The 14,414-nt window shown below is 66.0% G+C and carries 12 protein-coding genes; 11 read left to right on the top strand and 1 reads right to left on the bottom strand.

The features are described 5' to 3' along the window. The first annotated feature begins 240 nt into the window (after positions 1 to 240). From queE to creD, 9 genes are all read left to right on the top strand, one after another. A complete protein-coding gene (gene queE / locus AC3G88_RS22345) occupies positions 241 to 876 on the top strand; it encodes a 7-carboxy-7-deazaguanine synthase (protein WP_488773100.1) in 636 nt (211 codons plus the stop codon). 3 nt (positions 877 to 879) lie between these two features. Next, positions 880 to 1,356: a 6-pyruvoyl trahydropterin synthase family protein gene (locus tag AC3G88_RS22350; RefSeq protein ID WP_092599951.1), complete on the top strand. Its 477-nt coding sequence runs from the start codon at positions 880 to 882 to the stop codon at positions 1,354 to 1,356. A gap of 7 nt (positions 1,357 to 1,363) precedes the next feature. After that, positions 1,364 to 1,960, top strand: coding sequence for a tRNA adenosine(34) deaminase TadA (gene tadA, locus AC3G88_RS22355; RefSeq protein WP_488893984.1), 597 nt, complete (start codon positions 1,364 to 1,366; stop codon positions 1,958 to 1,960). Between the two features lie 45 nt (positions 1,961 to 2,005). After that, complete coding sequence (ldcA, locus tag AC3G88_RS22360) at positions 2,006 to 2,926, top strand: muramoyltetrapeptide carboxypeptidase (protein WP_488773098.1); 921 nt, start codon at positions 2,006 to 2,008, stop codon at positions 2,924 to 2,926. 199 nt (positions 2,927 to 3,125) lie between these two features. Further along, positions 3,126 to 4,748, top strand: coding sequence for an ABC-F family ATPase (locus tag AC3G88_RS22365; protein ID WP_249641082.1), 1,623 nt, complete (start codon positions 3,126 to 3,128; stop codon positions 4,746 to 4,748). 206 nt (positions 4,749 to 4,954) lie between these two features. Continuing rightward, on the top strand, positions 4,955 to 5,383 hold the full coding sequence (locus tag AC3G88_RS22370; protein ID WP_488893985.1) for a hypothetical protein: 429 nt from the start codon (positions 4,955 to 4,957) through the stop codon (positions 5,381 to 5,383). A 297-nt stretch (positions 5,384 to 5,680) separates the two neighbouring features. Further along, positions 5,681 to 6,430 carry a two-component system response regulator CreB gene (gene creB, locus AC3G88_RS22375; RefSeq protein ID WP_488773096.1) on the top strand — a complete coding sequence of 250 codons (750 nt, stop codon included), beginning with the start codon at positions 5,681 to 5,683 and terminating at the stop codon, positions 6,428 to 6,430. Between the two features lie 16 nt (positions 6,431 to 6,446). Beyond that, positions 6,447 to 7,889: a two-component system sensor histidine kinase CreC gene (gene creC, locus AC3G88_RS22380; protein ID WP_488893986.1), complete on the top strand. Its 1,443-nt coding sequence runs from the start codon at positions 6,447 to 6,449 to the stop codon at positions 7,887 to 7,889. Positions 7,890 to 8,052: 163 nt separating this feature from the next. Further along, on the top strand, positions 8,053 to 9,423 hold the full coding sequence (gene creD, locus AC3G88_RS22385) for a cell envelope integrity protein CreD (RefSeq protein ID WP_488773095.1): 1,371 nt from the start codon (positions 8,053 to 8,055) through the stop codon (positions 9,421 to 9,423). Between the two features lie 72 nt (positions 9,424 to 9,495). Here the strand turns inward: creD and AC3G88_RS22390 are convergent, their stop codons facing one another. Beyond that, positions 9,496 to 10,203 (bottom strand): hypothetical protein, encoded by a 708-nt coding sequence (locus tag AC3G88_RS22390; protein WP_488773094.1) that lies wholly within the window; start codon positions 10,201 to 10,203, stop codon positions 9,496 to 9,498. 203 nt (positions 10,204 to 10,406) lie between these two features. Here AC3G88_RS22390 and AC3G88_RS22395 point away from each other — a divergent pair, with 203 nt between their 5' ends. Continuing rightward, positions 10,407 to 11,837, top strand: a complete 1,431-nt coding sequence (locus AC3G88_RS22395) for an aldehyde dehydrogenase family protein (RefSeq protein ID WP_488773093.1) — start codon at positions 10,407 to 10,409, stop codon at positions 11,835 to 11,837. Positions 11,838 to 11,940: 103 nt separating this feature from the next. Then, positions 11,941 to 14,406, top strand: coding sequence for a penicillin acylase family protein (locus AC3G88_RS22400; protein WP_488773092.1), 2,466 nt, complete (start codon positions 11,941 to 11,943; stop codon positions 14,404 to 14,406). The last annotated feature ends 8 nt before the right edge of the window (positions 14,407 to 14,414 follow it).

Below are 14,414 nucleotides of genomic sequence, written 5' to 3' on the forward strand. Positions count from 1 at the left end.
CAAGGGTGGAGCGCAGTGTGCCAGCGCCTTTGTTGCCGAAAAAGCCGTCGATCTGCAGAAGATATTTGATTTGAAATCAAGAAAGGTGGCAGGTGCCTGCAAGGCAGGCGCTGGTTCGGCGGATTTCGATGGACTTAGCAGAAACCCTAGGTTCTTGATACAATCGCCGGTTGCTCGCGCCTCGGCTTTTGCCTAATTTTTGAGCAGGAACTCCCCACGCACCCCAACCGTCGCATACGCATGACATACGCCGTCAAGGAAATCTTCTATACGCTGCAGGGCGAGGGCGCCAACGCCGGCCGCGCCGCGGTGTTTTGCCGCTTCTCGGGGTGCAACCTGTGGACCGGCCGCGAGGAAGATCGCGCCCGCGCCGTGTGCCAGTTCTGCGATACCGATTTCGTGGGCACCGACGGCACGCGTGGCGGCAAGTACAAGACGGCCGAGGAACTGGCCGCGGTAGTGGCATCGGAATGGCCGCAGGGCGCCGGCGGCACGCCGCTGGTGGTCTGCACGGGCGGCGAGCCGCTGCTGCAGCTTGACGCGCCGCTGATCGACGCACTGCACGCGCAGGGCTTCGAGATTGCCATCGAGACCAATGGCACGATCGAAGTGCCCGATGGCATCGACTGGGTTTGCGTGAGCCCCAAGATGGGTTCGGAACTGGTCGTGAAGAAGGGCGACGAACTGAAGGTGGTGATGCCGCAGGCGGGTCAGGACTTCGCGGCATACGAGCAACTGGATTTCCGCTATTTCCTGGTGCAGGCCATGGATGGCCCGCTGGCCCGGCAGAATACGGCCGCCGCGGTCGACTTCTGCCAGCGTCATCCACGCTGGCGCCTGTCGCTGCAGACCCACAAGCTGCTGGGCATTCGCTGACACATGAGCAAACAAGTTTCCATCACCCGCCGGCTCGAATTCGATGCCGGCCACCGCATCCCGAGCCACGGCGGCCAGTGCCGCAATATCCACGGCCATCGCTATCGGCTGGACCTGACGCTGTCCGGCGAGGTGCTGCGCCAGGAAGGCGCGTCCGACGACGGGATGATCCTGGATTTCGGCGATATCAAGACGCTGGCCAACGAGCACCTGGTGTCGAAGTGGGACCATGCGTTCCTGATCTATCGCGGCGACACCGCGCTGCTGAACTTCCTGCAGTCGATGGACAACCACAAGACCGTGGTGATCGACAGCATCCCGACCGTCGAGAACCTGGCGCAGGAAGCGTTCGATATCCTGGCGCCCGTGTTCAAGGACTGCTTCGGCCATCATCTGCAGCTGACGAAGCTGGTGCTGTTCGAAACGCCGAACTGCTGGGCCGAAGTCAGCGCGCCGTTCGCGCTGCCGGCGCAGGACTGAGCTGCCCATGTCCGGCGCGCCCCAGTTCCAGGACGAAGCCACGCGGGACCGTTTCTATATGACGGCTGCGCTGGAAGAGGCGCGCCTGGCCGAGGCGGCCGGCGAGGTGCCGGTGGGCGCCGTGGTGGTGTGGAACGACCAGATCATCGCGCGCGGCCATAACCTGCCGATCCGTTCGGTCGATCCGTCCGCCCATGCCGAAATGCAGGCGCTGCGCGCGGCGGCCAAGGTGCTGGGCAACTACCGCATGCCCGAGTGCGAGCTGTACGTGACGCTGGAGCCCTGCGCGATGTGCAGTGGCGCCATTCTCCATGCGCGGCTCAAGCACGTGGTGTTTGGCGCCACCGATCCCAAGACCGGTGCGGCGGGCAGTGTCGTCGACCTGTTCGCGCAGGCCACGCTGAACCACCAGACCACGCTGGCACGCGGCGTGATGGCCGATGAGTGTGGCCAGATGCTGCGCGATTTCTTTGGCGCACGGCGCCGGGCCCAGAAGGCGGCCCAGAAGGCAGCGCAGCAGGCAGCGCGGGCCGCCGGGGAGCAGCCGCTTGCCGAAGGGCAGGTCGCACCACCTTCGCCACCCTCGCCAGCGGCAGCCGATTAGGCGAGAATTCCTGCTTCCGAGCGTCGTACCCTCAACATCCGAAGCATGCGCCAACCCATCGAAGTCCGACTGATCGCCTCATCCGGCTACCCGCACGACGTGGCCATTGCCGCGCGCGGCTGCGCCTGGCTCAAGCAACACGGGTACCACGTCAACAATCCCGATATCCTCGCGCGCCGCTACCTGCGCTTTGGCGGCACGGACGCCGAACGGCTTGCCGACCTGCACGCCATCGGCACCGGCGGGCGCGGTGAACTGACGCTGGCGGTCCGTGGCGGCTACGGCCTGGCGCGGCTGCTGGACAAGATCGATTTTGCGCGCATTGCCGAGCAGGCCCGCGTCAGCGGCACGCCGATCGTCGGCCATAGCGATTTCACGGCTTTCCAGCTGGCCTACCTGGCTGCCACCGGCGGCGTCACGTTTGCCGGGCCGATGCTGCTGGCCGATTTTGGCGAGGAACACGTCGATCCGTTCATGTGGCGGCACTTCGAGGCCATCCTGCGCGACCCGGCCTGCAAGATCGAGGTGGCCGCGCCGCAGGTGGTGACGGCAGCGACGGCGGAGGGCACGCTGTGGGGCGGCAACCTGGCGATGCTGTGCAGCCTGCTGGGCACGCCCTACATGCCGAAGATGCCTGGCGGCATCCTGTTCCTGGAGGACATCAACGAGCCGCCGTACCGGGTGGAGCGCATGCTGCTGCAACTGCTGCAGGCTGGCGTACTGGCGGGGCAGCAGGCCATCGTGCTGGGGGATTTCTCGAACTACCGCACCACCGATTACGACAACGGCTACAACATGGATGCCGTATTCGACTATCTGCGCGAACAGCTCGATATCCCGGTGCTGACCGGCCTGCCGTTCGGCCACTGCCCGCGCAAGCTGACGCTGCCGGTGGGCGCCCAGGCGCGGCTGGAAGCCCGTGGCGATGGCTTCAGCCTGGCCCTGGCCGGGTACCCGACGTTGTAACAAACATCGGGCAGGCCACGGCAGGTCGATGCCGGAGCCGTGGCCATGGCTGACGAATGCCCCCCGCAAGTGGTAAAATCACGGGTTATTTCCTCATTTTCGCTGCGCCGGGCACGCCAATCGGGTGCGTGCCGCCACAATCCGGCTGCCAGCAGGTGGTGCCCACAGGGCACACCCATATTCCAGACAAGGTTCAGACGTGCTTTCTACCGCAAACATCACCATGCAGTTCGGCCCCAAGCCGTTGTTCGAGAACATCTCGGTCAAGTTCGGCGAGGGCAACCGCTACGGCCTGATTGGCGCGAACGGTTGCGGCAAGTCCACCTTCATGAAGATCCTCGGCGGCGACCTTGAGCCGTCGGCGGGCACCGTCATGCTGGAACCGGGCATCCGCCTGGGCAAGCTGCGCCAGGACCAGTTCGCGTATGAAGACAACCGCGTGCTCGACGTGGTGATGATGGGCCACGTGGAAATGTGGGCCGCCGCCAGCGAGCGCGACGCCATCTACGCCAACCCCGAGGCTACCGACGAAGACTACATGCGCGCCGCCGAACTGGAAGCCAAGTACGCCGAGTACGACGGCTATACGGCCGAGGCGCGCGCCGGCGAACTGCTGCTGGGCGTGGGCATCCCGACCGACCAGCACCAGGGCCCGATGAGCGACATCGCCCCGGGCTGGAAGCTGCGCGTGCTGCTGGCCCAGGCGCTGTTCTCGAACCCCGATGTCCTGCTGCTGGACGAACCGACCAACAACCTAGACATCAACACGATCCGCTGGCTGGAAGACGTGCTCAACGAGCGCAACTCCACCATGATCATCATTTCGCACGATCGCCACTTCCTGAACTCGGTGTGCACGCACATGGCCGACATGGACTACGGCACGCTGAAGGTCTACCCGGGCAACTACGACGACTACATGCAGGCGTCGATGCAGGCGCGCGAGCGCCAGGTGGCCGCCAATGCGCGCGCCAAGGAACGCATCACCGAACTGCAGGATTTCGTGCGCCGCTTCTCGGCCAACAAGTCGAAGGCCCGCCAGGCCACGTCGCGCGCGAAGCAGATCGAGAAGATCAAGGTCGAGGACATCAAGCCGTCGTCGCGCCAGAATCCGTTCGTGCGCTTCGAGTTCGAGAAGAAGCTGCACAACCTGGCCGTGGAAGTCGAGGACATCACCAAGACGTACGACCGCAAGATCATCAACAACCTGTCGATGGCCGTCCAGGCCGGCGAGCGCGTGGCCATCATCGGCGAAAACGGCGCGGGCAAGACCACGCTGCTGCGCAGCCTGCTGAACAACGTCGTGCAAACCGGCGTGCAGCGCGGCGTGGAAGTGGATCGTGGCACGGTCAAGTGGGCCGAGAACGCCAACGTGGGCTACATGCCGCAGGACACGTACGAGGAATTCCCGAACGACGTGACCGTGATGGACTGGATGAGCCAGTGGACGCAGGCAGGCGACGACGACCAGTCGCTGCGCGGCACGCTGGGCCGCCTGCTGTTTTCGGCCGACGACATCAAGAAGAACGTCAAGGTGCTGTCTGGTGGCGAAAAGGGCCGCATGATCTGGGGCAAGCTGATGCTGGGCCGCCACAACGTGCTGGCCATGGACGAGCCGACCAACCACATGGACATGGAGTCGATCGAATCGCTGCAGATCGCACTGGACAAGTTCGCGGGCACGCTGATCTTCGTGTCGCACGACCGCGAACTGATCAATGGCCTGGCCACGCGCGTGATCGAGGTGCGCCCCGACGGCACGATCACCGACTACCTGGGTACGTACGACGAGTACCTGCAGTCGCAAGGCATCGAGGCGTAATTCCGGCGGCATCGCCGCATCGTCATTTCGCCAGAAAAGCCGGCCCGCCATCAGGCGCGCCGGCTTTTTTCATCGCGACGTCTTGCCGGCTCGCTGACAGACACTGTATATTTATACAGTTGTCGCCGCCTTCCGGAGACGCTGCGTCCCGCAGTCAGGCCGGTGCGGCGCCCGCGTTTTCCATCCCTCCACCTCGAAAGGCAATCATGTTCGTGGATCGCACCGAAATCATCAACGCCGCCAAGGCACTGCGCGCCAGTCAGGAAGAATCCCGGTACAGCAAGCTCGTCGCGCTCGCGAACAAGCAGCTCAAGGCCATGCACACGGCGATCCATAAGGGCAAGGAAGAATTCGAGACCACACTGGTGCTCGACATCAATGAAGAGAATCCGCAGGCGGCGCTGGAACCGCGCGCGCAGCGGCTGGCCGACGACCTCAGGGCGCAGGGCTACACCGCGACCGTGACCACGTTTGCCGAGGTCAGCACCGACCGCCAGAACTGGACACCGAATATCACGGTCGCCATCGGTCTGGGCGACATCGCTTCCGAAGCCGACAGCGCGATGGCGAAAAGCCCCGTGGCCGAAGCGCCGGCAGTCGCACTGGCCGGCGAAGCGGCGTGTGAAATGGCCTGACGAACAGGCACACGCCGAAGGCACGCGTCGAGCTTGGCGGCGGCGCGAGTGTGGTGGTGAAGCACGTCGGTGAAGCACGTCGGGCGACCGCTTCACTTCGGCCTCACCGTCCCTTCACCGTTCGCCACGACACTGGCTGCTCCATCTTTTCCGGAGCCAGCCATGCATCGCCGCCGCCCGATCGACATTCCCGCTTTTCTCGGCCGACTCCGCCAGTTGCTGGGCGTGCCGGAGCAATCGACCACCGCGCAGCGCGATGGCGGATAATACACACCGTCCATCCTGCCGCGCCCACCCATGAAACAACCGTCAATCCTGGTGGTGGAAGACGAATCCGCCATTGCCGATACCATCCTGTACGCGCTGCGGACGGAAGGCATGCTGGCGGAGCATTGCACGCTGGGCGGCGACGCGCTGGCCCGGTTGCGCGCGGATCGGCCCGATCTGGTCGTGCTCGACATCGGCCTGCCGGACATCAACGGCTTCGAGGTCTGCCGCACGCTGCGTACGTTTTCCGATGTGCCGGTGATCTTCCTGACCGCGCGCCATGAGGAAATCGACCGCATCGTGGGGCTGGAGATTGGCGCGGATGACTATGTGGTCAAGCCGTTCTCGCCCCGCGAGCTGGCGGCGAGGGTGCGCGTGATTCTACGTCGCGCCCGGCCTCAGGCCGAACCGGCAGCCTCGGCAGCCCCGATGGTGACCATCCCGGTGCCCGACAGAGCCGGGCGGTCCAGCGGCTTCCGGCACGACGCGGAAGGCGCGCGGGTGGCCTACCAAGGCCAGTGGCTCGATCTCACGCGATACGAATACCGGCTGCTTGCGCTGCTGGTGCAGCATCCTGGGCGCATCTATGCGCGTTCCCAGTTGATGGACCTGGTCTGGCACGACGCGCTCGACACGGTCGATCGCACCGTCGATACCCATATCAAGACGCTGCGCGCCAAATTGCGCGACGTGGACCCGGCAGGCGACCCGATCCGCACCCATCGCGGCATGGGCTATTCGCTCGAAGCGCCGGACGTGCGCCAGGCGCCCGGCGTCTAGATCCCGCTCCCCGTCCATGCACATCGGTCTGCGGATATTCTTCGGCTTTTTCCTGGTGGTCGGCCTGGCGACGTTCCTGACGCTGCGGGTGTTCGTCCAGGAGGTCAAGCCCGGGGTGCGCCAGGCGATGGAGGACACGCTGGTCGATACCGCCCATGTGCTGGCCGTGCTGGCGGCCGACGACCTGAAAGCCGGCCAGATGGCCGATGGGGCGTTCGCCCAACGTCTGGCGCAACTGCGCCAGCAGCCGGTGGATGCCAGCGTCTGGGGCATGCACAAGGACGCGGTGGGCTACCGCATCTACATCACCGACGACCTCGGCATCGTGCGCTTCGATACGGCGGGCCAGGCGGTGGGCGCCGACTATTCGCGCTGGAACGACGTCTACCTGACCCTGCAGGGCAAGTACGGCGCGCGCAGTACCCGCTCGGACCCTGCCGATGAAAGCAGTTCGGTGATGTATGTGGCGGCGCCCATCCGCGATGGCACGCGCATTATCGGCGTGCTGACCGTGGCCAAGCCAAACCAGGCCGTGGCGCCGTTTATCGCGCGCAGCCAGGGTGTGATCCTGACCTATGGCCTGCTGCTGATTGGCGGCGCGGCCGCGATTGGCGTGCTGTGTACGCTCTGGCTGGTGTTCGGCCTGCGCAAGCTGCAGCGCTATGCCCGCGCGGTGGCCGCCGGCGAGCGTGCCGAGATGCCGCTGCGCGGTGCCAGTGAGCTTGCCGAACTGGGCCGCGCCGTGGAGACCATGCGCCTGCGGCTGGAAGACAAGCAGTATGTGGAGCACTACATCCACACGCTGACCCACGAAATGAAGAGCCCGCTGGCGGCCATCGGCGGCGCGGCCGAGCTGTTGCAGGAGGACATGCCGGCCGCCGACCGTCAGCGTTTTGTCAGCAATATCCTAGGCCAGGCGCAGCGGCTGGACCTGTTGATCCGCAAGCTGCTGACGCTGGCCGAAGTGGAGCAGCGCCAGCACCTGGAAAAGCCCGAGCCGGTGATGCTGGGGCTGGAAATCGGGCAGATCGTGCAGTCGCTGGAGCCCAGGGCACGGCAACGGGCCGTGCAGTTGCGATGGCAGCCGCCCGACGCCGTGCCGGCGATCACGGGCGATGTGTTCCTGCTGCGCCAGGCCATCGTCAATCTGCTGGAAAACGCGCTCGATTTCGCGCCTGCGGGTTCCGCCATCGATATATCGCTGGCGCCCGGGTCCGGGCCCGGGCAAATCGTCGTGCTCCGGATCGACGATCGCGGGCCGGGCATTCCCGACTATGCCATGCCACGGCTGTTCGAACGCTTCTATTCTCTGCCGCGTCCCGATGGCCGCGAGCGCGGTACCGGTCTGGGCCTGTGCCTGGTGCGGGAGGTGGCCCTGCTGCACCGGGGAACGGTTGCCGTGATCAACCGCGAGGGCGGCGGGGCGCGCGCCGAACTGGCGCTGCCGGTGGCGGTCTGAGTTGCCGGCCGGCACGCGGTGCTCGCGGCCGGCCGCGCCAGATCCCCCCGATACCGGGCGACTTCACACGCTTGGGGCCCACTTCACGCCGGCTACCCACCGGCCCCATCTTGCGCCCACATGCGCTGGCTAGTCTTGCGGCATCTCCACTCGCAAGGCTCCCATGAACAAGGCCCTGTTTTACCGAATCGCGATCATTACTGGCGTCATCCTGCTGTTGTGGTTCGCGCTGCAGATGGTGCTTGGCATCGTGCGCGAACGCAGCCAGTACCGCGACGCCGCCGAGCAAAGCATCTGGCAGAGCTATGCCGGCCCCCAGACCCTGACGGGCCCCATCATCGTCGTGCCCTACAAGGAGGTGGTGGCCGTGGCGGTGGCCGGCAACGCGCCGCAGCAGAATCGTGAGGAAAGCCGGCGGCTGCTGGTGTTTCCCAAGACGCTGCAGGTGCGTGCCGACGTGACGCCGGGCGAGCGATATCGCGGCATTCACAAGACGATCGTCCATGAGACGGCCACGCAATGGCAGGGCACGATCGCGTTGCCGGACCTGACGTCGGACGAAGACCTGGCGAAATCCGTCGGCCATGTCCGCTTCGAGATGGGCCAGCCCTATGTGGTGCTTGGCGTTGGCGACATGCGCGGCCTGGTGTCGCAGCCTGTCCTGCAACTCGACGGCAAGCCCGTTCCGCTGCAGCAGGGCGCGCGGCTCGAAAGCCTGCCGCAGGGCCTGCACGCGCGGATCGACGTGGACGGCGCCGCGGGTAAGCCGCTCGATGCCCGCACCGTGCCGTTCAGCCTGACGCTGGCCGTGCTTGGCGCGCGGTCGATGGCGCTGGTGCCCGTGGCCGACCATAACCAGTTCACGATGCGCTCCGCGTGGCCGCATCCCAGCTTCGACGGCGATTTCCTCCCACGCCAGCGTACGGTGAGAGACGACGGCTTCACCGCCGAATGGTCCGTCACGGCATTCAATACCCATGTGCGCGACCAGCTGGCCGGCAATCCCGGGGCGGGCAGCCGGATGTCGCTGGAGGCGGCCTCGGTCACGCTGATGGAGCCCGTGAACATCTACGTCAAGGCCGAGCGGGCCGTGAAATACGGGCTGCTGTTCGTGCTGCTGACCTTTGCCGGCCTGTATCTGTTCGAACTGGTCAAGACGCTCCGCATCCACCCGATCCAGTACCTGCTGGCCGGGCTGGCCCTGGCGATGTTCTTCCTGCTGCTGGTCAGCCTGTCGGAGCACGCGCCGTTCCTGATGGCCTATCTGGCGGCAAGCGCAGCCTGCATCGGCCTGCTGGGCTTTTATCTCACCTTCGTACTGCGCAGCTGGCAACGCGGCGCGGGCTTCGCGGGGCTGCTGACCGCGCTGTACGGGGCGCTGTATGGGCTGCTGGTGTCGGAGGACAACGCGCTGGTACTGGGCTCGCTGCTGCTGTTCGTGATACTGGCCGGCATCATGGCGATCACGCGCAAGGTGGATTGGTACTCGGTGGGCAGCCCGGCGCAGGCATCGAGCCAGGAGGGCGGCGCGTAGCCGGGGCACTGCCGCGCCGAGCGAGGCCGGATCGATCGGGGCCAGATCGATCGGTCCAGCGATATTGCCGGGTCAGCGAGATCGCCTTGGCGCCGCCGGTGCCACGCCCATTTCCGCCAGCAGATCGTCGAGCTGGTCGATGATCGCGTGCGCGGTGATCTCGCCCTTGGACTTTTGCAGCGCCGCGCCCAGCGTGTCGCGCAGCGCCGCCAGTTCCACCACGGTGGATGCCTTTTCCACCTTCACCTGCAGCACGTAGCCGCGCAGTCCCAGGTGGTTGCCGATCACGTCGGTATAGAAGTGGTAAAGGCGCTGGTAGCCACTGGCGCCGGCCGGGGTGCCGGCGGCGACGGGCGCCATCGCGGGCGCGATCGTGGTGTCGGCCAGCACGTCGCGCTCATCCACGCGGTCGTCGATCCCCTTGCCGGCCGCCGAATTAAAGCCAGAATAGGCGGCGAACAGATTGGTGTCGGCGGGTTTGCGGGCGCTGGCCTGCCTGCCGGACCGCGAGGCAGACGTCCCCGACGCCCCCGACGCCCCGGACGAAGCCGATGCCTGGCCGGCGGGGTCGGACATCGGCGCGATCAGCCCCAGCGCCAGCAGGGTGTCGAATGCCTCCTCGGCCACCCCCATGCCGGCAACTTGCGCCATCAGCGTCGATTTGCTGCGTTCTCCGTTCACGATCAGCAGCAGCGCCCGCAGTTTCTGGTCCAGCTTGCGGGCGCGGGTGCGGATTTCCTCCTGACCAGCCTCCGTCTTCTGATAGATCGGGTCGACCATGTCTCGCTCCTTTTGTTCTGGATCGGCCGCCCGCGGCGAGAGCCCTCGGATCGATTGCCTGCACGGCCGATTATCGCCATCTTGTTGTCCGGACCAGCCCGCGTCGATAAAAATCCGAATCCGCAAACCGGCCTACAATGTGGTGCTCCATAAAAGTAACAAAAATTTTGCAATTGCCGATCCACCTGATGAGGGCTGTGGCCATGCAACAACGAGACAAACTGTTTATCAACGGCAAGTGGGTGGCACCCCACGGCACTGGCAGCATTGAAGTGATCCATTCCGCCACCGAGGCGGTGATGGGCAAGATCCCCGAGGGACACGCGCGTGACGCCGAGGACGCCATCGCGGCCGCCCGGGCCGCATTCGATGGCTGGGCCGCCACGCCGCCGGCCGAGCGTGCGCGCTATATCCGCAAGATTGCCGAAGGCCTGAAAGACCGCACCGAGGAACTGGCGCAGCTGATCGCGGGCGAAGTGGGCATGCCGATCAAGCTGGCGCGCGCCATCCAGGTGGGCGGCCCGGTCTACAACTGGGGCCAGGCCGCCACGCTGCTGGAAGGCTTTACCTTCGAGGAGCAGGTAGGCAATTCGCTGGTGGTGCGCGAGCCCGTGGGCGTGGTCGCGGCCATTACCCCGTGGAACTACCCATTGAACCAGATCACCCTGAAGGTGGCGCCGGCGCTGGCGGCGGGCTGTACCGTGGTGCTCAAGCCGTCGGAAGTGGCACCGCTCAATGCCTTCGTGCTGGCCGAGGTGATCGAGGCGGCCGGGCTGCCGCCGGGCGTGTTCAACCTGGTGACCGGCTACGGGCCGGTGGTGGGCGAGGTGCTGGCCAGCCATCCGGAGGTGGACATGGTGTCGTTTACCGGCTCCACCCGGGCCGGCAAGCGGGTGTCCGAACTGGCTGCGCACACGGTCAAGCGCGTGGCACTGGAACTGGGCGGCAAGTCGGCATCGGTGATCCTGGACGACGCGGACCTGCCGGCGGCCGTCAAGGGCACCATCAGCGCGTGCTTCCTGAATTCGGGCCAGACCTGCTCGGCGCATACGCGCATGCTGGTGCCGCGCAGCCGCTATGACGAGGTCAAGGCCATCGCCGCCAAGGTGGTGGAAGGCTTTACCGTGGGCGACCCGCTGGCCGATACCACGCGGCTGGGACCGCTGATTTCCGCGGTGCAGAAGGAACGCGTGACCGGCTATATCCGTCGCGGGCTGGAAGAGGGCGCCGAACTGGTGGCGGGCGGCCCCGAAGCCCCGGCCGGCTTCGAGCGCGGCTTTTTCGTCAAGCCCACCGTGCTGGGCAATGTCGATCCGAAGGCGACCGTCGCCCAGGAAGAGATTTTCGGGCCGGTGCTGTCGGTGATCTGCTATGACACCGAGGAAGATGCGATCCGCATCGCCAACGACAGCGTCTATGGGCTGGGCGGCGGTGTCTGGTCCGGCGACGAGGCGCGGGCGATCAAGGTGGCACGCCGCATCCGTACCGGCCAGGTGGATATCAACGGCGGCCCGTTCAATATGAACGCGCCGTTCGGGGGCTTCAAGCAGTCGGGCAATGGCCGCGAAGGCGGCAAGTTCGGGCTGGAGGAATTCCTCGAATACAAATCGCTGCAACTGAAGAAGCCCGCCTGACGGGGCCTTCCAGCGACGCCACTGCAATGCCCGGCCAGTCCGGGCATTCTTGTCTGCGCGGAAATCTGCGATGCTTGCGTCTTTCCACGGGGAGATACGTCGAATGCGCTGGTTCAAACGGGTGGGCTGGATACTGGCGGGCGTGCTGCTGATCGGGCTGACGGGCGCCATCGGCGGCTATATCTGGTATCGCCAGGCCTCGCAGCCCGATACCGCCGGGACGATGCACCTGCCCGCACTGCGCGACCGCGTGGTGGTGGTGCGCGACCGCAACGCCGTGCCCCATATCCAGGCCGCCAACGCGCTGGACGCCTACTACGCGCTGGGCTATGTCCATGCGCAGGACCGGCTCTGGCAGATGCAGATGAACAAGCGCATCGTGGCCGGCCGGCTGGCCGAGATCCTGGGCCCGAGCGCGCTCGATACCGACCGCTTCCTGCGCACCATGGGCGTGCGCCGCAACGCCGAAGCCGTGCTGGCCCAGACCCCGCCGGAGACACGCGCGGTGCTGCAGGCCTATGCCGATGGCGTCAATGCCTATATCGATACCCGCAAGGCGGCGCTGCCACCCGAGTTCCTGATTTTGGGCACGAAGCCTGAGCACTGGGAGCCGGCCGACACGCTGGGCTGGCAGACCATGATGGCCTGGGACCTGGGCGGCAACTGGCGGCAGGAGGTGCTGCGCATGGGCCTGGCCCAGCAACTGCCCACGTCGCGTATTGCCGAGATCCTGGCGCCGTACCCCGGTGACAAGCCGCTGCGGACGATGGACTACGCCAGCTTCTATCGCAAGCTGGCGCCCGTGGCCACGGCCATGGCGCAACTGTCCGAGCGCGCGCCGGCCGGCTATGTCGATGGCATGGGATCGAACAACTGGGTGGTGTCCGGTGCGCACACCCGCAGCGGCAAGCCGTTGCTGGCGAACGATCCGCACCTGGGGCTGCAGGCGCCCGGGCTCTGGTACTTCGCGCACCTGCAGGCCCCGGGGATGGATCTTACCGGCGCCACGCTGCCTGGCGCGCCGCTTGTGGTGCTGGGCCATAACCGACGCATCGCCTGGGGATTCACCAATACCGCGCCCGATGTGCAGGACCTGTATATCGAGCGGATCGACCCGGCGAACCCGAATCGCTACCAGACGCCCGATGGCTGGGCCGAGTTCGAGACGCGCCAGGAGGTCATCCGCATCAAGGGGCAGCCCGACCTGACGCTCAATGTCCGGACAACGCGACATGGCCCGGTGATGTCGGACGTGGCCGAGCCGATCAGCGCGGCGGCCAGGCCGCTGGGCGCGCAGTATGTGGTGTCGTTCCAGTGGACGGCGCTGCGGCCGGACGACCGGACCTTCCAGGCCAGCCTGAAGATGGGCATGGCCACCGACTGGAAGAGCTTTGTCGGCGCGCTGCGTGAGTTCCATTCGCCGCAGCAGAACATCGTGTACGCCGATGTGGACGGCAATATCGGCTATATCGCGCCGGGACTGGTGCCGATCCGCCGGCCCGACAACGACCTGATGGGGCTGGCGCCCGCGCCGGGCTGGGACGCGCGCTACGACTGGCAGGGCTTCATTCCGTTCGACCAGCTGCCACGGCGCTTCAATCCGCCGTCGGGGACGATCGTGACGGCCAACCAGAAGATCGTCGACAACGACTACCCGTTCTACATCACCAGCGAATGGAGCGTGCCGTACCGCGCCCAGCGCATCCAGACGCTGCTGGACGCCGAGCCGCACCATACGCCGGAGACCTTCGGCACGATCCAGAAGGACGTGGTGTCGCTGGCCGTGCGCGACGCCTTGCCGCTGCTGCTGGCCGCACCCGTGGCCAGCGATGCCGCCCGTCCGGAACGCGAGCGCCGGCTGTTCGATGCGTTGCGCAAGTGGGATGGCACGATGGCCGCCGATCGCGCGGAGCCGCTGGTGGTGACGGCCTGGCTGCGTGAACTGTCGCGGCTGCTGTTCGAGGACAAGGTCGGCGATCCGATGTTCAACAGCCTCTGGGACCAGCGCAACGTACAGTTGCCGATGCTCAATGCCATGCGCGATCCCAAGGGTCTCGGCGCATTCTGGTGCGACAACTCGCGCACCACGGCGCGCGAGACGTGCGCGGTCACCATTGGCCTGGCCTGGCAACGCGCCATTGCCGACCTGGATCAGCGTTATGGCGACGACCCGGCCAAATGGCGCTGGGGCAAGGCCCATGCGGCGCGTTCGGAGCACAAGCCGTTCGGCAAGGTGCCGTACCTGGCCAACCTGTTCAATATCCGCGTCCGCACCGGCGGCGACACCTATACGGTGGACGTGGGCCGGCACAACCTGCGCGATGAAGCGGCGCCGTTCGAGAATACCCATGCGGCCAGCCTGCGCGCGATCTACGACCTTGCCGACCTGTCCGACTCCCGGTTCATGTCATCGACCGGGCAATCGGGCAATGCGCTGTCGCCGCACTATCGCGACTGGACCGATAAATGGGCGGCGGTGCAGTTCATCACGATTGGCGGGCACCGGCGCAACCCGGGTGGTGACAGCTTCGACACACTCGTGTTGCAACCTGTGAAAGACAAGCGATGATGCGGTGC

It is taken from the genome of Cupriavidus sp. 86D6 (genome assembly GCF_057815095.1).

Bases quoted from the DNA above. Each gene is read 5' to 3' on its own strand.
- queE (WP_488773100.1), top strand. From the start codon at position 241: ATGACATACGCCGTCAAGGAAATCTTCTATACGCTGCAGGGCGAGGGC.
- AC3G88_RS22350 (WP_092599951.1), top strand. From the start codon at position 880: ATGAGCAAACAAGTTTCCATCACCCGCCGGCTCGAATTCGATGCCGGC.
- tadA (WP_488893984.1), top strand. From the start codon at position 1,364: ATGTCCGGCGCGCCCCAGTTCCAGGACGAAGCCACGCGGGACCGTTTC.
- ldcA (WP_488773098.1), top strand. From the start codon at position 2,006: ATGCGCCAACCCATCGAAGTCCGACTGATCGCCTCATCCGGCTACCCG.
- AC3G88_RS22370 (WP_488893985.1), top strand. From the start codon at position 4,955: ATGTTCGTGGATCGCACCGAAATCATCAACGCCGCCAAGGCACTGCGC.
- creB (WP_488773096.1), top strand. From the start codon at position 5,681: ATGAAACAACCGTCAATCCTGGTGGTGGAAGACGAATCCGCCATTGCC.
- creC (WP_488893986.1), top strand. From the start codon at position 6,447: ATGCACATCGGTCTGCGGATATTCTTCGGCTTTTTCCTGGTGGTCGGC.
- creD (WP_488773095.1), top strand. From the start codon at position 8,053: ATGAACAAGGCCCTGTTTTACCGAATCGCGATCATTACTGGCGTCATC.
- AC3G88_RS22390 (WP_488773094.1), bottom strand. From the start codon at position 10,203: ATGGTCGACCCGATCTATCAGAAGACGGAGGCTGGTCAGGAGGAAATC.
- AC3G88_RS22395 (WP_488773093.1), top strand. From the start codon at position 10,407: ATGCAACAACGAGACAAACTGTTTATCAACGGCAAGTGGGTGGCACCC.
- AC3G88_RS22400 (WP_488773092.1), top strand. From the start codon at position 11,941: ATGCGCTGGTTCAAACGGGTGGGCTGGATACTGGCGGGCGTGCTGCTG.